Consider the following 22845-nt stretch of genomic DNA (forward strand, 5'->3'; position numbering starts at 1 on the left):
GACGAGGAAGAAAATGAACGCGAATTTTGAATATTATAAAGTATTTTATTACGTATCGAAATATGAAAATCTGACCAAAGCAGCGGCCGTATTAAAGACCAGTCAGCCGGCAGTGACCAGGACGATACATAATCTGGAGAATATATTGGGGTGTAGATTATTTATACGAAGCAAGAGTGGAATGAAGCTGACTCCGGAGGGACGGATTTTTTATGAATATGTGGCGGCCGGATGTGCGCAGTTTTTCAAAGGTGAGGATAACCTGAATAATCTGATCAGCCTGGAAAATGGAACAATTTATATCAGTGCAACGGAGACGGCACTTCACTGTTATCTGTTTGAAGCAATCAGAGATTTTAATATTCAATATCCAAATGTGCACTTCAAGATATTAAATAACAGTACGACAGATTCTGTAAATGCACTGAAAGAGGGGAAAATAGATCTTGCCGTTGTATCGGCATTCTTGCAGGTGTCAGAGCCATTGAAGATGAAAGTGGTAAGAAAATATAAAGAAATTTTGATTGGCGGAACACGTTTTGAAGAGTTGAAGGGAAAGAAAGTTTCACTGGCAGAGTTGTCCTCTTATCCTTGGGTCAGCCTGACATCAGAAGCAATTACCAGAAACTTCATGAATGCATATTTTGCCAAAAATGGACTGCAGTTTTCTCCGGATGTCGAATTAGCAACTACTGATATGATTCTTCCGGCGGTGCGCTACAATATGGGAATCGGATTTCTTCCCGAGGAATTTGCAAAAGATGATCTGGCAGCAGGTAAAGTATTTGAGATAGAAGTAAATGAAGCGCTTCCGCAGAGAAATATTATTCTTATCCATGATACGGAATATCCACAGAGTATTGCATCTAAGGCATTCCAGAAATTCCTGACAGATAGAGAATATGAATAACAGAGCGGGCAGATATCTGCCCGCTCTAAACGTTTGGACACTTGTCATCGGGTATTTTTGGAAATTATTTATGCCACTCCCAGTTTCTGATCTCTTCAAGATCCTGGCCATATTCAGCGATGTACTGTTTGTGCTCAACAAGCTTGTCGTTCATCTTCTGGATTAAGTAAGAACCTTTGTTTCCAAGCTGTGGCAGATGCATGATTGCATCTTTTACAAGGTTGAAACGGTCGATCTGGTTCTGAACACGCATATCGAATGGAGTAGTAATTGTACCCTCTTCCTGATATCCATGAACGGAAACATTGTGGTTATGACGACCATAAGTAAGTTCGTGGATCAGTGTTGGATATCCATGGAATGCAAAGATAACCGGTTTGTCTTTTGTGAAGATTGCATCGTACTCTGCATCACTTAAGCCGTGTGGATGTTTGTGGTCGGATTCCAGTTTGAACAGGTCGACTACGTTAACAACACGAATCTTAAGTTCTGGCATTTCGTCACGAAGGATAGTAACAGCAGCCATGATTTCAAGTGTAGGTGTATCACCACAGCAAGCCATAACAACATCTGGTTCTTCACCGCAGTCATTGCTTGCCCACTCCCAGATACCGATACCCTGTGTGCAGTGCTTAACAGCCTGCTCCATGGTCAGCCACTGGCAGCTTGGATGCTTGGAAGCTACGATTGCGTTTACATAGTTCTTACTCTTGATGCAGTGATCGAAGCAGGAGAGTAAGCAGTTAGCGTCTGGTGGTAAGTACATACGTACCACGTCTGCTTTCTTGTTAGCGATGTGATCCAGGAATCCAGGATCCTGATGAGTAAATCCGTTGTGGTCCTGCTGCCATACATTGGATGTCAGGATGAAGTTCAGGGATGCAATCGGCTGTCTCCAGGAAAGCTGGTTGCAGACTTTCAGCCATTTTGCGTGCTGAGCTGCCATGGAGTCAACGATACGGATGAATGCTTCATAACTTGCGAAGAAACCATGACGACCTGTTAACAGATAACCTTCCAGCCATCCTTCACACATATGCTCGCTGAGCATACTGTCCATGATACGTCCGTCTCTTGCAAGGCAGTCATCAGTATCAAGCATTTCTGCGTTCCAGTCACGTTTCTGATATTCAAATACTTTGTACAGACGGTTGGACATACTTTCGTCTGGTCCAAAGATACGGAAGTTCTTGTTCTCTTCATTCAGTTTGAAGATATCACGGATATATCCGCCAAGCTCGATCATATCCTGAGCTTTTGTCTTGCCAGGCTCTACTTCAATACCGTAGTCACGGAAATCCGGGAGACGAAGGTCTTTCAGAAGAAGTCCGCCGTTAGCATGTGGGTTAGCACCAAGACGTGCATTTCCCTTAGGAGTCAGTTCTGCCAGTTCAGGAATCAGGCATCCGTTTTCATCGAACAGTTCCTGTGGACGATAGCTTTCCAGCCACTCTTTCAGAAGTTCAAGATGTTCTGGTTTTTCCATGGAAATCGGGACCTGATGAGCACGGAAAGAACCTTCAATCTGAAGTCCGTCAACAACCTTAGGACCTGTCCATCCCTTAGGAGTACGAAGAACGATCATAGGCCATACCGGACGCTCTGGATCATTGTTCTCACGAGCATTTTTCTGGATTGCTTTGATCTCTTCGATTACAGTATCCATTGTTTCTGCCATCTTCTTGTGCATTGTCATTGGGTCATCGCCTTCAACGAAGTATGGTTTCCAGCCACAGCCCTTGAAGAAGCATTCAAGTTCTTCATGAGAAAGACGGGAGAAGATAGTCGGGTTGCTGATCTTATATCCATTTAAATGAAGAATAGGAAGTACAGCACCATCAGTGATCGGGTTCAGGAATTTGTTGGACTGCCAGGATGTTGCCAGAGGACCAGTCTCAGCTTCACCGTCACCTACAACTGTAGTTGCGATTAAGTCAGGGTTATCAAATACAGCTCCGAAAGCATGAGCGATAGAGTAACCAAGTTCACCACCTTCATTGATGGAACCAGGTGTTTCCGGTGCACAGTGGCTCGGAACTCCACATGGGAAGGAGAACTGTTTGAACATTTTCTTCATACCTTCCTCATCCTGGCTGATGTTTGGATAAACTTCGCTGTAAGAACCTTCCAGATAAGTATTGGCGATCATGAAGTTTCCGCCATGTCCTGGACCGGAAAGAAGGATCATATCCAGATCATAACGTTTGATGACACGATTGCAGTGTGCATAAACAAAGTTCTGTCCAGGTACGGTTCCCCAGTGACCAACGATTTTCTTCTTGATCTGATCCATTGTTAATGGTTTTCTCAGAAGTGGATTGTCAAGAAGATAGAGCTGTCCGGCAGACAGATAGTTAGCTGCACGCCAGTAAGCATCGATTTTGTCAAGCATTTCCTGATTTAAAGGCTGCTTTTCGAGACATAATTTGTTGTCTTCCATTTTCTTACCTCTTTCTTTGGTTTTGATGTGTATAGATTGGAGTAATACTTTGTTATTTTTTTAACCAAGTATATCCTATCATATCGGAAAAGAAACGTAAAATAGCAATATTGCATTGAAATTATAAGTTTTTGATATGGATAAAAAATAAGCTCCTTCTGATGAAATGCGGAGCAGTTATTCGGTATAGAGCTGCGTAGCGAAGCAGATTGTGAATATCCGCTTGACGACAATGCTCTGAGTGGAAATGATTGGTGTTTAATATGGAAGATGACGAAAAGAACTAAGCAATGATTAGTAATTTTCACGAAAAAATGGATAACATGAAAGTTGTATTGCAATTTGCACAAAAAATAGATATAATAAAAAAAACAATTGCGCATAAGGTATAGAAAAACTGCTTATATGTACACTAGATAAAGTATAGGCGGTAAAAGTGAAGAATGGCGAAGGAGACAAGAATCATGGGAAAAAGAGCAGCAGGAATATTAATGCCGATCAGCAGCCTTCCATCAGACTATGGCATCGGATGTTTTTCCAAAAGTGCATATGAATTTGTAGACTGGTTAAAGGAAGCCGGACAGACTTACTGGCAGATTCTGCCACTGGGACCGACCAGCTATGGAGATTCTCCATATCAGTCTTTCTCTACATTTGCAGGTAATCCATATTTTATTGATCTGGATACACTTGTGGAAGAAGGAGTTCTTGATAAGAAAGACTGCGAGAAAGTTAACTGGGGAAAGAAGCCTGATGAGGTAGATTATGAAAAAATCTACAAAGGCCGTTATCCTCTTCTGAGAAAAGCATACGAGAACAGTGATATCAGCAAGAATCCTGACTATCAGAAATTCGTAGCAGAGAACAGCTGGTGGCTGTCAGATTATGCTCTGTTTATGGCAGTAAAAGACCGTTTCGAAGGTGTAGAATGGACCAAATGGGCTGAGGATATCAGACTCCGCTGGAACAATGCCATGGATTATTATCGTGAAGAACTCTATTTTGATATTGAATTCCAGCAGTATATGCAGTTTAAGTTTTATGAGCAGTGGATGAAACTGAAATCCTATGCAAATTCAAAAGGAATCCAGATCATTGGAGATATTCCGATTTATGTTGCCATGGACAGTGCTGATGCATGGGCACATCCGGAGTTGTTCCAGCTGGATCAGGACAATGTACCGTTGGCAGTAGCAGGATGCCCTCCGGATGGCTTTTCTGCAACCGGTCAGTTATGGGGAAATCCGTTATATCGCTGGGATTATCACAGAAATACAGGATATCAGTGGTGGATTTCCAGAATGAGTTACTGCTTCAGACTGTATGATGTTGTAAGAATCGATCATTTCCGCGGATTTGATGAATATTTCTCTATTCCATACGGAGATAAAGATGCAAGAGGCGGACACTGGGAAAAGGGTCCCGGAATTGATCTGTTCCGTAAGATTGAACAGGCGCTTGGATGGAAGCAGGTTATCGCAGAGGACTTGGGATATATGACAGATTCCGTACGTCATCTGGTATATGAGAGCGGATTCCCGGGAATGAAGGTTCTGGAATTTGCGTTTGACTCCAGAGATTCCGGATGTGCCAGTGATTATCTGCCACATAACTATCCGGAGAACTGCGTGGCGTATACAGGAACCCATGATAATGAAACTATCGTGGGATGGTGGAATAGCATCACAGCAGCTGAGAGAAAACTGGCGAGAGATTATCTGTGTGATCATGCAACACCGGAAGAAGAACTGTATAAGTGTTTCATTAGTCTGATCATGCGCAGTGCTGCGCGTGTCTGCGTTATCCCAATGCAGGACTATATGGGACTGGACAACAGATTCCGAATGAATAAACCATCTACAGTTGGTATGAACTGGAAGTGGAGAATTAAGAAGAGAGATCTTACAAAGAAACTCCAGAAGGAAATCTATGATGTGACACTTCGTTATGGACGTAAGAACTGGGATTAAATACATAGTGAAATAACTGGAATAATGACAGCGTTTCGGATATAAATAATATTCGGAACGCTGTTTTTTTAACTGAATCAAGCAGTTATTTGGTTAAAAAAGCAACGAAGTGGTTGGTTTTATCTGTTTTGTTTTATCCAGTCAGAGTTATTTGTCAGAGGGAGAAAAAAAGGACAGTTTCGCAAGCTCTTTATTTTTGTATGAAAAAGAAAACATTGAAATTGTTTTGGCGGGCGTACAATTGAAAAAGAAATGCATTGATTTTCGGGCAATGTCTGATAAAATATTAACCAGAAAAAGCAAAAGGACAGATTTTCAGGAGGGAAAATAAATGAACTATAACAGATTAGAAACCAGTCTGATCGATGTGATCAAAGAGGAACAGGCGAAGCTTGGATATATGAAGGAGAAGATCAGCCTTTATTATCCGCTCAGTTCCCTGAATCATTTCTTTGGCAATAAGACGGATGCTGCAGGCATGATAGAGATTTTAAAAGATTTTCCTTCTTATATAGAAGAGAAATTTGGTGAAGTAGCAGTATCACACAGAGGAGATCGTTTCTGCTTCACTGTTTCGGAAAAAGCTTCCGAATATGTACATAATAATATGAAAGAGAATGAATTCATCAAGGCATTGATCGAACTGGTTGGCAGACATGGATGTACGATAGATGAAATTAAAGAACTGTTCCATTCTTATTCAGATAAAATCATTACTGAACCAATGGATAACGAGGAGTTTGATGTGATGATCCGCTTTGATGACGGATCAGATCCTTATTATTATTGTTTTAAAGACGAAGGATGCCATATCATTTACCACAGATTCCTGCCGGAAGATTATGCAGATTTTGGTTTTTGATAAGAATGGGTGAAAAATTTTCCAACTGTCGGATCGGCAAAAATATATGTGACATTTGCAACAAAAGTATGTTATTTTTTTGTCAAATATCAACAAAAATAAGCCGAAATTCCATATTGACAGATAGTCTCAATAATGGTAATTTTTATTTGATTTAATATTTTCATTTATAGAAACAGGTAACATTTTATTACATTATTTTACAGGAATAAAATAGATAAAATTGAGTTGACAGTTTGGAGGGAAAGATTAAATGAGAAAAACCAAAATTATCTGTACAATGGGACCGTCTACTGATAAGGGCGATGTTATGGAGCAGCTTGTGAGAGAGGGAATGGACGTAGCACGTTTCAACTTCTCACATGGACCTCACGATGAGCAGAGAGGCCGTATCCAGAAACTGAGAGAACTTCGCAAGAAATATGACAGACCTGTTGCAGCACTTCTTGATACAAAGGGACCGGAGATCAGACTTGGATGCTTCAAGGATGGCAAGGTTTCTCTGGAAGAAGGACAGATTTTTACATTTACAAATAAAGATATTGAAGGAACTAATGAGTGCGTAAGCATTACTTATAAAGAGCTTTATAAGGATGTGCAGCCGGGCGGACATATTCTGGTTGATGATGGACTTGTAGACCTGGAGGTTCAGGACATCTCAGGAAAGGACATTGTCTGCAAGGTTATTAATGCAGGTGTGATTGGCGACAGGAAGGGTGTCAATGTTCCGGGTGCAAACCTGAAGATGCCATTCATCAGTAAAAAAGACCATGATGATCTTCTCTTCGGTATCCAGGAAGGATTTGATTTCGTTGCAGCATCTTTTACACGTACTGCAAACGATATCCGCGAAGTAAGAAAAATCCTGAAAGAAAACGGCGGTGAAGAGATTCAGATCATTGCAAAGATTGAGAACCAGCAGGGTGTTGACAATATCGACGAGATTATTGAAGCAGCAGATGGCATCATGATCGCCAGAGGTGACATGGGTGTTGAGATCCCGCCGGAATATGTACCTGTTATCCAGCAGAAAATCATCCAGAAAGTTTACACAGCAGGAAAACCGGTTATTACAGCAACACAGATGCTTGACTCCATGATCTCTCATCCGAGACCAACCCGTGCAGAGGCTACAGACGTTGCCAATGCGATTTTCCAGGGAACAAGTGCAACTATGCTTTCAGGAGAAACCGCAGCCGGTAAATATCCGGTACAGGCACTTCAGATGATGAGCCGTATTGCAGAACATATGGAGCAGAATATTGATTACAATACAATCTTTAAGAAAACAGACAGAAATGAGAATCCAGATATTACAAATGCAATCGCACATGCAACCTGTCTGACCGCAATCGACCTGAAGGCCAGTGCAATCCTTGCAGTGACAAAATCTGGAAGTACAGCTCATATGATGTCCAAACACAGACCAGGATGTCTGATCGGTGCATGTACAAGCTCTGAGAGAGTCCTTCGCCAGCTGAATCTGTCCTGGGGTGTTTATCCGATGCTGACCAAGGAAGAATACAGTTCTGAGATCCTTTGCCTGAGAGCAATCGAAGCAGCACAGAAGCATAAACTTGTAAAAGTTGGCGACACTATTGTATTTGCCGGTGGTGTACCGCTTGGAATTCCGGGAAGAACAAATCTGATCCGCGTCTGCACAGTTGAGTAAGTCAGGAAAATATCAGTAGTCGAAGTGGGAAATCTACCTGCCTGATTCGATAAAAAATAATATTTTCAGAAAATATAAGATGTAAAAGCCACAGGGGTCTGCCGTCAGAAAAGTATGACAGAAAATACTTTCTGACAGCAGTCCTTTGTTTGTGTTAGAGCGTGTTTGAAACACGCTCCAGAGGAGAGAACTGTTATGAAAACAAATGGAGAAGAAGATTCGAGACATATTTTCAGAGGAGAGCTGGCATTGGTGACAGCAGTCATGATCAACAGTCTTGCTGTTATTCTGATGCTGTATTCCGGTTCCGGAATATCTGCCATATCCAGTGTTCCTTATGCATTTGAAAAAGTATTTCCGGTAATCACACTGGGAACATGGACTTATATTTTTCAGGCACTTCTGATCTTAAGTCTGATGATACTGAGAAAAAAATTTGTACCTGCTTATCTGTGCAGTTTTCTGGTTGGATTTGCATTCAGTGAACTGCTGGATGTTAATGAGGCATGGATCAATATCCTGCCAAAGACAATTCCGCTCAGAGTGTTATATTTTGTGATCAGTTATCTGCTGATCTGCATAGGAATTGCACTTTCTAACAGATGTGGTCTTCCAATCATTCCGACGGATCTGTTTCCTCGTGAGCTGTCAGAGATTATAAAGGTGAAATATTCTAAGGTTAAGGTTTCTTTTGATGTGATCTGCCTGACGATTACTGCCTGTATGACCGGACTGATCCTGGGACATATCAACGGACTTGGAATTGGAACAGTGTTGGCGGCATTTACCATGGGGAAAGTGATTGGATTGATCGGTGATGAGATGGATAAGCACTTCAGGTTTGTGAATTTTACTCAGCATAGATAGCAGATGATGTGATAAATGGAGTTTTGATAATAAACTAACTAAGACTTTTTATACCTAAAATGGGATTTGTGTCTTGCTACGAGTTCCATTTTTTTAGAAAAGTTCAACCCACCTTATTGGTGTGAAAAGTTCTAGTGAGCTTTTTGTCTTACATTAATTTTACAGAGTATATCCGTTCCTTTTGTATTGCAATATTTGCATATATATGGTAATTTATTCTCAGTAATTTGTATGTTTAGTTCATTATGGATTCCTTTTACCATTACGATATTCTGTTGTTTTACAAAGGAGTACCGCAGGAAATTGATGAAATATCCATAATGGACGGTTGTAATTTGTGGCAAATGTCTATTGAGGTATTACTTCTAATCTTAAAATAAATTATGATAACTAACATTGTATTACCATTATTGATGTATGGAATAATTTTGTGATTCCATCATTCTATTTAAAATTTGCAAAAAATCAACTATCTTCACGGTAATTTGTAATTTTTTTGGACGTTCAAACAAGGGCTGGCAAGATGGTTTTACTGTATTTTGATAGTTGTATTGCCAATGTTAATATTTTTTATAATTCTTTAAAAATATATTATTGCCAGTATGATAGCCACTAAAGTGAAAGGATAAGGTGAAAACAGATGAAAGCAAATTATATGGTTATTGGATATGGTTGGAGGGCCGACTTTTATTACCGAATTGCAAAACTTTTACCAGAACAGTTTTCAATATGTGCAGGTGTATTACGTACAGAAACTCGTGCAAAAGAAGTTGCATTACAGGAACATGTTTTTACTACCGTTGATTTAGACGAAGCACTTTCCAGAAAGCCGGATTTTGCTGTTCTTTGTGTTCCACGGGAAATTGTAAAAGATTATCTCGTACAATTAATGGAAAAAGGAATTCCTGTACTCTGTGAAACACCTCCCGGAAAAAATATTGCAGAATTAAATGAATTATGGACATTATCTCAAAAATATAATGGACGCATACAAATTGTAGAACAATATTTTTTTCAACCTTATTACGCAAGTATATTAGATATTATCAGGCAAGGTTACTTGGGCACAACATCTAGTGCTATGCTGTCTGCGCTTCACGGATATCATGCAATCAGCATATTCCGAAAAATTCTCGGTATTAAATACGAAAATTGTGTTATTCAGGGAAAAAAATTCTGGTCAGAAGTAACAGCTACTAATGGTCGAAATGGTTTTGATGAAAGTGGAACTATTATTCAAGAAGATAGAGACTGGGCTTTTATGCAATTTGAAAATGGAAAAAATGCTTTTATGGATTTTGAAGGTGAACAGTATTTTTCACAAATTCGTACACGACGCTGGAATGTTCGGGGTGTTCGGGGGGAAATTAATGATAATACTGTAAGATTTCTGAATGCATCTAATCAACCAATAGAACAATCTCTCCATAGAGTGGATGTAGGCATAAATAATAATAGTGAATGGGCACATAAGGGAATTCTGTTTTTGGATAAACAAATTTATCAAAATCCCTTTTATCCTGCAAGAATGAATGATGATGAGATTGCTGTAGCATCTTGCCTTGCATGTATGAAAAATTTCACAGAAAGTGGAACTGAATTTTATTCATTACGCGAAGCACTTCAGGATACTTATTTATCTTTTATGCTTGAGCAAGCAATCGAAACTGAAAAAATAGTAAAAACAGAAAAACAGCTCTGGAGTTCTTTAGAATCATAGAGAAGTGATGTCTGATATGATAAAGCGTAATAACAATTTTGAAAAGCAAGAATGTAAAGTTCCCAGCTTTGAAAGATAAATTTATTTTATAGCCTGCCATTTTGAAAAATTTAAAAGTCTACATATTTTTTTGTAAATCTAGAAAAATATCTAAATTGAATGAGAATACTGATCTTTTCAGAAAAATTTATATAAATTTGCGATTTTCTTTTGGCAGGCATCACTTTTCTATTAAAATGTAATTGATTTAGAATTGCGCTATATGAATTGTTTTTTATATTTTCTGTTTTGGTTAGGTGTCGTCCAAAGCTGGCTGATAATTTAGAAGATATATTTTGTGCAATTATTTTATTTCTTTTCAGACACTACTTTACAATTTTTTCATCAAGGAAATGCTGTATAGGATTTTTTTGTATAATGAGTTTGATTAAAATATCATAAAGAAGTGATTTTACACTACAAAATATTATACAACAAAAATTATGATTGACTTATTTCTTCAAATTTTATGAAATGCTCAGAAATTGTATACAAGGTTATTTTGAAGATAAATTTTTGCTTTCAATATTTATTGTTTCTATCATACTTCATAAATGCATCTGCTTTGCAATGACTATAACAACAGATAAGAGAGTAATTATTCTTTTTCTGATGGCATTGTCCAGTTCTGTGGTATCAATGATAGTTTGCCATTTTTCAACCCTCTGACATCATTAAATGTTTGTGTCATTTCTTACATGTTCGAAAAATTTCGCTTATATATTTATAGTTTATAATATAAGATTCCAAACATGATTTGGCAAGAATAATCAATATAACTCTGATTACGTAAACTATTTACTTAGATAAACTTCGAAAATAAGTTTGGGTAATAACTGTTTTGAATTTTATTACATTCGACAATAGGATTTTCTTTAAGCTTTTTCTTAACTTTTCGTATTCTCTGCTTATTTTTTCCGCGATAAGTAAGCCAGTATTTATGTCTTAATTTTAGATGGGAAGTTTGAATCATTATTAATAAGACTGAAGTTTTGTGCTTTATAATCAGATCCTACCATTGACAATTGCATGTAGAATGTTATATTTTGTTATCAGTTGCTTGGTACAGTTCTGTTTGCAAAAAAGTGTACCAGTGTCTGTACAAGAATTATTTTTTCTGACAGATGCGGTTTGGCACTCGTTCATACAAAACTATTTCCAGGAAAATTATCAAATATTATCCATATAAAAAAGAAAACAGGAGTTTAATATGAAAAAAATCTGGAATAAATTTCAGAGTCTTGCAGTAGCGAAAAAACTGCTAGCATTATCGTTGGTTATGTCGATTGTACCAATCTGCTGTATTCTAGTGTTGAATTATCAGTTAAGTGGAAGTGTTGTCAGAACACAGACCGGTGAACTGATTCAGGCTAATCTGGAACAGAATGCTTCGAATATTGAAAATTTCTATAAAGGATATGAAAAAATTATACAGGGAATTTATACGGATGAATTTTATACACAGAGGCTGAAACCAATCAACCGTTGGGATAATTCCGAACGATATCAGGCGGAACATGAAATCGGGGAACGTTTACAGGAACTGTGCTATAATAATTCGGGAGTTCTTGGAATCGCTATTTTTGGAACACATTATGATACTTGCTTTTATGATACAGTTACGCAGTCAGGGCAAAGCAGCTTTTGTTTTGATTTAAACAAGATCAAAAACAATAATACAATGGAACTGATAAAAGATGAGAGAAGAACGATTTATCTGCCATCTGTCTGTATCGCACAGGAAGGGTATGGAATCTATAACTGTATGTATGTTGTCCATCAGTTAACGGATTTCTCTGAATATCAGAAGGGATCGGTTGGCTTTGTGATTTTGTGTTTTGATGAAACAATGCTTGAATATATATACAGTTCAGGAAATACAAAATCTAATGTTACATTGATTGCAGATAATAAGGGAAATGTAATATCTTCTGCGGAGAATAACTGGAAACCTCAGAAACTGGAATTGGACAGAGAAAAGAAAGCGGTCTTTACACAGGAAGAGATAGAAAAAGCCGCTTTGAAATATGTGAAAACCAGAAAAATCCTGCAAAAGACAGCGCTGAGAGTAAAGAGCAAGGGAATCCTGAAAAATCAGATATATGTGCTGAATATCCAGGACGTGAATTATGGAATGCGTAATTTTGCCTATATTTCAGTAATCATTGTACTGGTGGGTGCATTGGCAGCGGTTTTGTGCATTTTGCTGGCCTGGTATACATCGAATGATGTGGACAGATCTATGCGATATATCCTTGATGTTATGGACCGCGCTACAAAAGGCGGCGAAGAACAGATGGAGGAAAGCTGCATTACAGGTACAGAATTTATGCGTATATCCAGGCATTTTAACAGAATGACGAAACGAATAGAGGAGTCTGAGCGCATGGAGCGTATAGCAATGCTGAAGGAGAAAAATGCAGAAATTCAGGCACTGGAAGCACAGATCAATCCTCACTTTTTATACAATACCCTGGATGCCATCAACTGGATGGCAGTGGATAAAAATGAATATGCGATCAGCAAAATGCTTACAGAACTGGCAGCAATTATGAGATACAGTATTCATGGAAGCAATGAAATTGTGGAATTAAAAGATGAGCTGACCTATCTGAAGAAATACATTCATTTACAGCAGGAACGACTGAATTATTCCTTTTTATCAACATTGAAAGCAGATGAGAGTCTGTACCATGTTAAGATACATAAAATGCTTATGCAGCCATTGGTGGAAAATACACTTGTGCATGGATTTCCGGGAAAATCGGAGGTGGATGAACTGTACATAGAGATTTCACAGTCAGACGAACAGAAACTTCGGATAATCGTGGCAGACAATGGACGTGGAATGAAGCCGGAACTGGTAGATCTGCTGAATCATTATGATTATGCAACGGATAAAGTAGAAACCAGTATAGGGGTGCGGAATGTAATTGCCAGATTAAACCTGTACTATGGAAATGCCAGCAGTTTCAGGGTGGAATCAGATGAAACGGGAACCAAAATAACCATGGAGATTCCTTGTGGAGAGATGGAGGAAATGCGATGAGAATTGTATTAGTGGAAGATGAACCCAAATCAAGAGAAGGAATTGTGAAAATTATTCAGCACTATACAGAACATGAGATTGTAGCAGCTGTGGAAGATGGAGCAGCAGGACTGGAAGCTGTGGAAAGAGAAAAGCCGAATCTTGTGATTTCAGATATCCGCATGCCTGGAATGAGTGGACTGGAAATGCTGCAACAGATGCGGGCACGTGGTTGTGAAACAGGGATTATTTTTCTGACCGGATACTCAGAATTTGAATATGCACATCAGGCGATAAAACTTCATGCGCTGGATTATATACTGAAACCGATAGAGATTGAGAACTTTATGGAAGTTATCAAAAATGCCGAGAGTAAAATAGAGAACAAAAAAGCGGAGCAGATTTCGCCGGAAAGTCTGCTGCTGGAGTATGTAAACAAACAGCAGGATAACCGGGAAACGTTGGAAAGAGTTCTTGGCGTTAATGAGAATATTAAGATTTCACTGCTGTATTTTTACCTGGGCGGTCAGGCACAGGAAGTGCTGAATGAGATGATGTATGAGACAAGAAAAGCACTGGATGTCCAATGTATCCAGAATTACTATCTGATTCCGCTTTTTCAGAGTGGCGCATATGTGGTTCTTGTTACAGATACAGAGAAAAACAAAATGCTTAAATGGGTGCTGGAGAAGCGCATTGTGCCGGAACTTACAGAAGTTGCAGAATTTGTGTGCAGTTATACAACTGATTACGGCATCAAAAATCTGAATGAAGATCTGTCACATCTGAAAGAGATGCTGCCATATGGGTTTCATATGAAAAAAGGAAAGATAATCGATGAGGAGACTGCCAATAACTGCCATTTTGAAATCACAGAGTATCCTTCTGCATTGGAAACGGCGATTCAGAAAGAGATTCTGAAGCAGGATAAAGATAAAGTAAATGAGATTGGCGGGAAATTTATACGGGAAGTGATCGAGGGAAACTTTCATCCGGATCAGATTAAAGAGTATACGATTCGCTTTTCTATGGGAATTGCAAAAGAGGATACATCAGGCAAAAACAGAAGTGAGGAAGGACAGTATATTGTAAGCAGTATGCTGAGATGTTTTACAGAAAGACAGCTTACATATCTGTTTCAGAAAATGCTAAATTTTGTGGTACACAATTTCAATGAAATTAGTATTACAGATAATGAGATTATATTAAAAACAATATCTTTTGTGAGAGAAAATTATAGTAAGCCGGAAGTTTCTCTGGCAGAAGCTGCGGATTTATGCAACGTTTCCCAGGAATATCTCAGCAGATTATTTCAGCAGGAAACAGGAACAAAATTTATCTCATTTCTGCAGAATTTTCGCGTCAGCATGGCGAAAAGAATGCTTTTGTCCGACCGGCAAAGTAAAGTCTATGAGATTGCAGAGGCAGTGGGATACAGAGATCAGAAATACTTTGTGTCTGTGTTCAAAAAATTATGTGGCATGACCCCTTCAGAGTTCAGAAAGGAGAAAGAGATTTGAAAAAAGTCAGATTCTTATGGAGAACAGTCTGGATTCTGTGTGTCAGTATCATTGTGGTCATTATTATGTTTTTTAAACAGAACAATCCGGACATGGAGAAAAAAACAGAAGAGTATGAGAATGTGGTGAAGATCATGGCACCTTATACAACTCATGATCAGAGAAATGCCCTGAATACAGTTGCCAGAAAATATGAAGGAAGCCATGCAGGCACAAAAATCCAGATCGAATATATTCCAAGAGAAAATTATAAAAGAGAAATCGCACTGCGCCAGGATGAACAGAATATGGCAGACATCGTAATCTGCAGTAGTGTACAGATGCAGTCGCTGATCAAAATGGGGATTTTTAAAACATACCAGGTTACGGGAAAAATGAAAAGAAGTACTCTTACAGAGCTGTGGAGCAGTGTTATGTATAATGGTAATTATTATGGAAAACCTCTGACATCAGATCCGTATATATTGTTCTATAACAAAGATGCAATGGATACAAAAGGGCTAAGTGTACCTTCCAGTTGGAGCTCTTTTATGGAAACTGCGGAGAAAATAGCAGCTAAGGGAAGTTATGGATTTGGTTTTGCAGCCCGTGACAGTGAAGAAAGTGCCAGGTTTTTTATGTTGATGTTGTATGCAAAGCAGGGAAATCTTTATACGATCGAGCAGAATGCAGGTATTTCTGCTTTTGCAGATCTTCAGTATATGAAACAGAAGGAAATTCTTCCGCCGGATATCATAAATCTGAATCAGGAAGATCTGGCGAATGCTTTTTCAAGAGGTGAGGTCAGAATGATGATCAGCCAGCTGAGTATGGAAGCGGTTATCAGGGAAAATAAGCCGTCTTTTGAAGTAGGCGTGGCACAGCTTCCGGGGGAAAAATCTGACTGGACGTTTGATGCAGGCGATGACATCGGGCTTACGGTCAATGCCAGTGCGGAAGCAAATACATTTCTGAATTATTTATTTGAAGAGAAAACATATATGGGATTGTGTAAAGGAATGCAGGTGATACCGGCATTTGGGGAAGATTATCAAAATGATGAGGAATTTTATTATGAGGGAAAAAATTCTCTGATGAAAGATCTGAAAACGGAGAACAAGGATCATGCAATCGTTGTAAATGAGGCATGGTTTTCTATCGCTGAAGAACTGGCTGAGGGAGTGAATGAATGTCTGGAAGGGAACACCGAATCTCCTGAAATTATTGCAAAAAATATACAGGACGCAGTACGAGTCAGTATTCTTGAACGATAAATGTGTATAAAAAAAGTCCGCAAAGCGGGCTTTTTTTGATATAAATGTCAAAATACACCCCACAATATCAAAAATCTGGAATACCAAAATCTTTTTTGTAATGTTAATATAAGTTCATCAAAAGCAAAGGAGCGATAAGCTATGAAAAAAAGGAGACAGGTATTAGCAGTTACATTAGCTGCAACAATGGTAATGGGTATGGGACTGAGCACAGTTTCGGCTTATGCAAAAGACAAGGGCGGAAAAACAAAAATTACATTTACATATCGTGATGATGGATCAGATCAGTCTGTTGCACCGTTATATCAGTGGGTTACGGCAGCATATGACAGCTGGGATAAAAAAGATGAAGTAGAATTGGACGTAGCTCCGATCACAGCATCAGAAGGTGATTATTTCACAAAGATTGCATTACAGCTTGCTGACAAGGGAACATGCCCGGATCTGGTATGCGAGGATACATTCCAGCTTCCAAACGATGTTGCGGCAGGATATCTTACAGATCTTACAGACTATGTAAAAGATTACGATGACTGGAACGACGGAAAATATTATGATTCTATGAAAGATATGGTAAGTGTTGATGGAGTACCGTATGCACTTCCATACTGCACAGATACACGAGGCATTTGGTATAACAAAGAAGTATATGAAAAAGCAGGTCTTCTTGATGAAAACAATGAGTGGCAACCAAAAACATGGCAGGATATTCTGGATGCATGTGCGGCAATCAAAGAGAAATGCCCAGATGTAGTTCCATTCTGGTGTAACTCCGGTAAAGCTACAGGTGAAGCTACTTCCATGCAGACTTATGAAATGCTTCTCTATGGAACAGGTGAGAAACTGCTCAATGATGACAATAAATGGATCACAGGCAGTGACGGAATCAAAAATTCTCTGAATTTCCTGAATGACATTTATTCTAATGGATATGGACCATCCTTATCTCTCGTATTAAACGGACAGGCTGGAAATACATCTGCAAGAGAGTATATGCCGCAGGGCAAACTTGGTATGAGCATTGATGGTATCTGGGTTACAGGTAACTGGAAAGACACAGGAGCTTCTCCATGGGAAGATTATCAGGACAAAGTAGGTCTTGCAGCAATGCCTACAAACGAAGGACAGGATCCTGGAACTGTTACAATGTCAGGCGGCTGGGCACTTTCTATTCCGGAAAATGCTGACAACAAAGATATTACATTCGATTTCATGGAACACATGATGAGCCCTGAAGTTTATCTGAAAGCAATCCTGGATCAGGGAAATATCTGTACAAGAACAGATGTAGCGGAAGAAGCAGATTATGTTGCACAGCCATTCTTTGAAAAGGCAACTTCATTCCTTGATACTGCATATTTCAGACCACAGAATGATCAGTACTCTTCTGTATCAACATACATTCAGTCTATGGTTGAATCCGTAGTATCCGGAACAAGTGTTGAAGATGCAATGAAACAGTATAATACAGATGTATCAAGAACTGTAGGCGAAGACAACGTAGCAGAACAGTAATAAACGCCTGAAGTTTCAGGCGGATGTCACAAAGGTGCTGTCTTGTACAGGCAGCGCCTTTGTTTTTGAAAAAAATACAGATTAAAAGGAGGAAGTCGTAATGGAGCGTTCCTTGAAAAAGAAATACTGGGCAGACCAGGCTAAGAAATCAGTTCTTCTGATTCCGGCACTGGTGTTACTGCTGGCATTTTTCATTATTCCTATTGTTCTGACGGTATACTATTCTTTTACAAATATGGCTCTTACAGGAGCAGCAGCGCAGAACTTTCAGTTTATTGGTCTTGAAAATTATAAAAGAATTCTTTCTGATCCAAATACACTTGTAAGTATCAGAAACACATTTATCTTCCTGATTGGAAGCCTTGTAGGCCAGTCTGTTCTAGGCTTTTTGATTGCATATTTCATGAAGGGAAAGGCAAAAGCTTTCAGAAGCGTTGTTGGTCCATGTATCCTGGCAGGATGGGTTATGCCGGAGATCGTTGTTTCCCTTTGCTGTCTGGCATTCTTTGATGTTTCAGGTACATTTAACAAGATTATCGGAACACTTCATATTCCGGGAGTTGACTTTATTTATGGTCATCCGATGATGACGATCATTATTGCTAACGTATGGCATGGTACCGCATTCTCAATGCTGAACTTCCAGTCTGCACTGGATAACGTATCCGGAGATATAGAAGAAGCTGCCCGTGTAGACGGAGCTAACAGAATTCAGACACTGGTTCGTATTATTGTTCCGTGTATCAAAGATACAATTGCTACGAACACGATGTTGAACACCCTTTCTACTTTAGGTGTATTTGGTCTGATCTGGGCGCTGACAGGAGGCGGTCCTGGCATGTCTACCACAACACTTCCAATCTATATGTACAATCAGGGACTGAAGAACTTCCAGTTAGGACAGGGAACAGCAGTAGGTATGATCCTTCTGTTTGTAGGTGCTGTGTGCAGTATTATTTATACCAGATTATTAAAATCAGATGATTAGGAGGAAAAGTAATGAGTGAAAGATCTGTAAAAGCACTTCATTATATATTGCTGGCCATTATAGCACTTGTATTTGTGCTTCCTCTTATCTGGCTGGTTGTTGCATCATTTGATATGGGAGCAAATCAGTCTTTGAAATGGCCGGATCAGTGGACGTTCAGTAACTATGCAAATGTTCTTACAAATGCAAGTAATTTAAAGGGATTTGGAATCGGTCTTGTAATTGCCGGGGTACAGGCACTGGTTGTATGTGTGATTTCAGTACTGGCAGCATATCCTCTTTCCAGATATAACTTATGTTATAAAAAAGGCCTTATGTACGGAATTCTGTTTATGACAGCACTTCCAATGATTGCTGTAATCGTTCCTGTATATAAAATGTTTCTGAAAATAGGGTTACTTGACAGCATTCCAGGTGTTATCCTGTATTTATCAGCTTCTGCATTACCATATGGAATCTGGCTGATGAAGAACTTTATGGATGCGATTCCGGTAGAACTGGAAGAAGCGGCATGGGTGGATGGTGCAACCACCATGCAGTCCATCAGAAAGATTGTATCTCCGCTGATGTTCCCTGGAATCTGCGTAGTATTTATCTATACATTTTCGGGAAGCTGGGGTAACTTCTTTATTCCGTACATTTTGTTAAGCAGTGCGGATAAACAGCCGGCAGCAGTTCTTCTGTATCAGTTCTTTGGACAGCATGGTTCTATCAGTTATGGACCACTGGCAGCATTTTCTGTAATTTATGCATTGCCATCTATCATACTGTACATTCTGTCACAGAATTACATGTCAAAAGGATTCACAATGTCAGGTGCTGCAAAAGGTTGATACTTTTAAATTACAATGACTGGGAGGTAGAAAAAATGGTTTTCATTAAAGAACGCATTGGCAAAATGCTGGAATATTTAAAAGAACAGATTTATCCGGAAAGTATGCCGATTCAGAAGTATCGAATGATCAAAACAGATAAAAGATTTGAGAATGTGTCAGAACTTGATACTTCTGGCTGGGAAGAATTTACAAATACAGAGCTTTGGGGCGGTCACAGAGAGTATTACTGGTTTGAGACTTTTGTAACTGTTCCGGAAAAATTTGATGGAAAATGTGTCGTATATGAACTTCTGACAGGAAGAGAAGCAGAGTGGGATGCGACCAATCCACAGTTTACGATCTATGTAAATGGTACGCTTGTACAGGGACTGGATGTAAATCACAGAGAAATTATCCTTGCAGAACAGGCAAAAGCCGGAACACAGTACAGAATTATTCTCTCTGCTTTTACAGGAGACCAGAATTTCAGCCTGAAGCTGGATTCAAAATTAAAAGTTCTGGACAGAAAAACAGAGAAGTATTTCTATGATCTTTCTGTTCCATACGAAACAGCACGTCTGTTAAATCCAGATGACAAAGCGTATATTACTATTATTCAGGCTTTAAATGATTCTCTGAATCTTCTGGATATGAGAAAAGAAGGCTCAACGGAATATTACGAGAGCCTGGAAAGCGCACAGGAATTTATTACAAAAGAATTTTATGAGAAACATTGTGACAAAGAACAGGAACCGGTTGTCTGCTGCGTAGGTCATACACATATTGACTGTGCATGGTTATGGACATTAAAGGTAACAGAAGACAAATCCGTGAGAAGTTTTTCAACGGTATTAAATCTGATGAAAGAATATCCGGAATATATTTTCATGTCCAGCCAGCCTCAGCTGTATAAATATGTAAAGAAAAATGCACCACAGGTTTATGAACAAATCAAAGAGCGTGTAAAAGAAGGACGCTGGGAGACAGAGGGTGGTATGTTTGTAGAAGCAGACTGTAATCTGGCATCAGGTGAAGCTCTTGTCCGTCAGTTCATGCATGGGAAAAAGTTCTTTAAAGATGAGTTTGAAACAGATAATAAGATTCTGTGGCTTCCGGACGTCTTTGGATATTCAGCGGCGCTTCCTCAGATCATGCAGAAATGCGGTATTCCATATTTCATGACAACAAAGATCAGCTGGAATGAGCTAAATAAAATGCCGTATGATACTTTTGAATGGGAAGGAATCGATGGTAGCAGAGTTCTGACTCATTTTATACCGACAAGGGATTACAATAAGGCTGCTGTGGAAGGTGGCACGGAAACAGAGCATTTTACAACGTATAATGGTTTCCTGAACCCAAGTCAGATGAAAGGCGGATGGGCCCGTTATAGCCAGAAGGAATTGAACGAAGAGGTTCTTTGCAGTTTCGGATTTGGCGATGGCGGCGGTGGCCCTACAAAAGAACAGCTTGAAAACCAGAGACGTATGAGTCAGGGAATTCCGGGCTGCCCGAGAACAAAAATGTCTACGGCACTTGATTTCTTCAAGAGGCTGGACGAAGAGACAAAAGGCAGCAAATATCTTCCGTCATGGGTTGGAGAATTGTATCTGGAATATCATAGAGGGACATATACTTCTATGGCAAGAAATAAGAAATACAACCGGAAAGCAGAGCTGGCTTATCAGGATGAAGAAACCTATGCGGCAATGGATGAAGTTCTGACAGGAAACACATATCCGAAAGATGCGCTTTATGAAGGCTGGGAAGTAATCCTCAGAAATCAGTTCCATGATATTTTACCGGGATCTTCGATTAAAGAAGTATATGAGGATTCCAAAGAAGAATATGAAAAGATATTTGCAGAAAACAAAGAGTTAAAAACTGCTTCTCTTGGAAGTCTTGTAAGAAATGTAGATGCACCTTTACATGCGGTTGTTGTATTTAATCCAAACAGTAGCGAAGTTCCGGGAATTGTTTCCTTTATTTGTCCAGAGGAGATTAAGAATCCGGTATTGAAAGATAATGGAAATACAGTTGCAATTCAGAAAGCGGGAGATACATATATCTTTACTGCTGCGGGTGTACCATCTAAAGGATATAAAACTTATGTTCTCGAAGACGGAGAAGAGAATGAAGAAGAGATTTCCATGGATGTCTCTGTAAAACATATGGAGAATGACTGGTTTGCAGTTGATTATAACGAAAAAGGCCAGTTCGCAAAGATTTACGATAAATCAGCGAAGAGACAGATACTTAAAGAAGGAAAAGCCGGCAATGTGATCATCAGCTATGAGGATCGTCCGCATAATTACGATGCGTGGGATGTAAATAATTATTATACAGAGAAATCATGGGAAATCGATGATGTTTCTTCTATGGAAGTAACAGAAAACGGACCGGTAAGAGCGTGTGTCAGAATTGAGAGAAAATATCTGGATTCTGTGATCGTTCAGAAAATCTATCTGTATCATGATATTCCGAGAATTGATATTAAAAATATAATTGACTGGAAAGAACATCAGATTTTTGTTAAGGATTATTTCCCTGTAGACGTACATACCAATGAAGCAACATTTGACATTCAGTATGGTAATGTAAAACGTCCGACTCACGCAAACACTTCATGGGATTTTGCTAAATTTGAAGTATGCCATCATAAGTGGATGGATGTGAGCGAAGAAGGATACGGTGTAAGTTTCCTGAATGACTGTAAATTTGGTGTTGGTGTACATGGAAGTGAAGTCGGACTTTCCATGTTGAAATCTGCAATCTATCCAAATCCGGATGCCGATAAGGAGCACCATGAATTTACATATTCTATCTATCCTCATGCAGAAAACTGGACGGATGCAAACACAGTTGCCCAGGCATATGAATTAAATAACCCGATGACCGCTGTTGTCAAAGAAAATGAGGGCGGAAAACTTGCAGGAGAATATTCATTATTCAAGGTTGATCAGAATAATGTGATAATCGAAACGGTTAAAAAAGCAGAAAACGGAGAAGACCTGATCGTTCGTATGTATGAGTGTTACAACAGAAGGACAAATGTAGTTCTCACCTGTGGGGAGAAAATTGCAGATGTGACTGAATGTAATCTTCTGGAAGAAGAAGAACAGCCGGTATCTTGCACAGAGCATACGGTTTCCTTTGCTATCAAGCCATATGAGATTAAAACATTAAAGATCAGACGAAAATAAATCAAACAGGATAAAAATAAGAGGAGGGACGATGTTCCCTCCT

Annotated in this window: 14 protein-coding genes; 13 read left to right on the forward strand and 1 reads right to left on the reverse strand. The window is 39.1% G+C overall.

The annotated features are described in order from the left end of the window. Window positions 1–13: 13 nt before the first annotated feature. Window positions 14–910, forward strand: coding sequence for a LysR family transcriptional regulator (locus WKT11_RS12860; protein ID WP_117676534.1), 897 nt, complete (start codon window positions 14–16; stop codon window positions 908–910). Between the two features lie 64 nt (window positions 911–974). Here WKT11_RS12860 and WKT11_RS12865 read toward each other — a convergent pair whose 3' ends face one another. Next, window positions 975–3350 (reverse strand): phosphoketolase family protein, encoded by a 2376-nt coding sequence (locus tag WKT11_RS12865; protein WP_118247322.1) that lies wholly within the window; start codon window positions 3348–3350, stop codon window positions 975–977. Between the two features lie 464 nt (window positions 3351–3814). Between WKT11_RS12865 and malQ the strand changes: the two genes are divergently transcribed. The 12 genes from malQ (at window position 3815) to WKT11_RS12925 (ending at window position 22802) form a co-directional block, all read left to right on the forward strand. After that, a complete protein-coding gene (gene malQ / locus WKT11_RS12870; RefSeq protein ID WP_117676532.1) occupies window positions 3815–5320 on the forward strand; it encodes a 4-alpha-glucanotransferase in 1506 nt (501 codons plus the stop codon). A gap of 331 nt (window positions 5321–5651) precedes the next feature. Next, entirely contained in the window at window positions 5652–6182 is a 531-nt protein-coding gene (locus WKT11_RS12875) for a DUF3877 family protein (protein WP_117676530.1), read from the forward strand. Window positions 6183–6435: 253 nt separating this feature from the next. Next, entirely contained in the window at window positions 6436–7854 is a 1419-nt protein-coding gene (gene pyk, locus WKT11_RS12880) for a pyruvate kinase (protein ID WP_117844767.1), read from the forward strand. Window positions 7855–8049: 195 nt separating this feature from the next. Further along, window positions 8050–8721, forward strand: coding sequence for a DUF6198 family protein (locus WKT11_RS12885; protein ID WP_117676529.1), 672 nt, complete (start codon window positions 8050–8052; stop codon window positions 8719–8721). Between the two features lie 640 nt (window positions 8722–9361). Next, a complete protein-coding gene (locus WKT11_RS12890; protein WP_117676528.1) occupies window positions 9362–10441 on the forward strand; it encodes a Gfo/Idh/MocA family protein in 1080 nt (359 codons plus the stop codon). Window positions 10442–11690: 1249 nt separating this feature from the next. Continuing rightward, on the forward strand, window positions 11691–13529 hold the full coding sequence (locus WKT11_RS12895; protein WP_117676527.1) for a sensor histidine kinase: 1839 nt from the start codon (window positions 11691–11693) through the stop codon (window positions 13527–13529). Then, window positions 13526–15028, forward strand: a complete 1503-nt coding sequence (locus WKT11_RS12900; RefSeq protein ID WP_117844763.1) for a response regulator — start codon at window positions 13526–13528, stop codon at window positions 15026–15028. The genes WKT11_RS12895 and WKT11_RS12900 overlap by 4 nt, the downstream gene beginning before the upstream one ends. Continuing rightward, window positions 15025–16281, forward strand: coding sequence for an ABC transporter substrate-binding protein (locus WKT11_RS12905; RefSeq protein ID WP_178761370.1), 1257 nt, complete (start codon window positions 15025–15027; stop codon window positions 16279–16281). Before WKT11_RS12900 ends, WKT11_RS12905 begins: the two co-directional genes overlap by 4 nt. A gap of 141 nt (window positions 16282–16422) precedes the next feature. Further along, the gene (locus tag WKT11_RS12910; protein ID WP_117676524.1) at window positions 16423–17796 is read left to right on the forward strand and encodes an extracellular solute-binding protein; all 1374 of its coding nucleotides are present in this window, start codon (window positions 16423–16425) and stop codon (window positions 17794–17796) included. A 100-nt stretch (window positions 17797–17896) separates the two neighbouring features. Then, entirely contained in the window at window positions 17897–18784 is an 888-nt protein-coding gene (locus WKT11_RS12915; RefSeq protein WP_117676523.1) for a carbohydrate ABC transporter permease, read from the forward strand. A gap of 11 nt (window positions 18785–18795) precedes the next feature. Then, complete coding sequence (locus WKT11_RS12920; RefSeq protein WP_117676522.1) at window positions 18796–19617, forward strand: carbohydrate ABC transporter permease; 822 nt, start codon at window positions 18796–18798, stop codon at window positions 19615–19617. Between the two features lie 35 nt (window positions 19618–19652). Further along, a complete protein-coding gene (locus tag WKT11_RS12925) occupies window positions 19653–22802 on the forward strand; it encodes an alpha-mannosidase (RefSeq protein ID WP_117676521.1) in 3150 nt (1049 codons plus the stop codon). Window positions 22803–22845: the final 43 nt, after the last annotated feature.

The sequence above is a fragment of the Blautia sp. HCN-1074 genome (assembly GCF_037890165.1).
Lineage (GTDB): Bacteria > Bacillota > Clostridia > Lachnospirales > Lachnospiraceae > Blautia_A.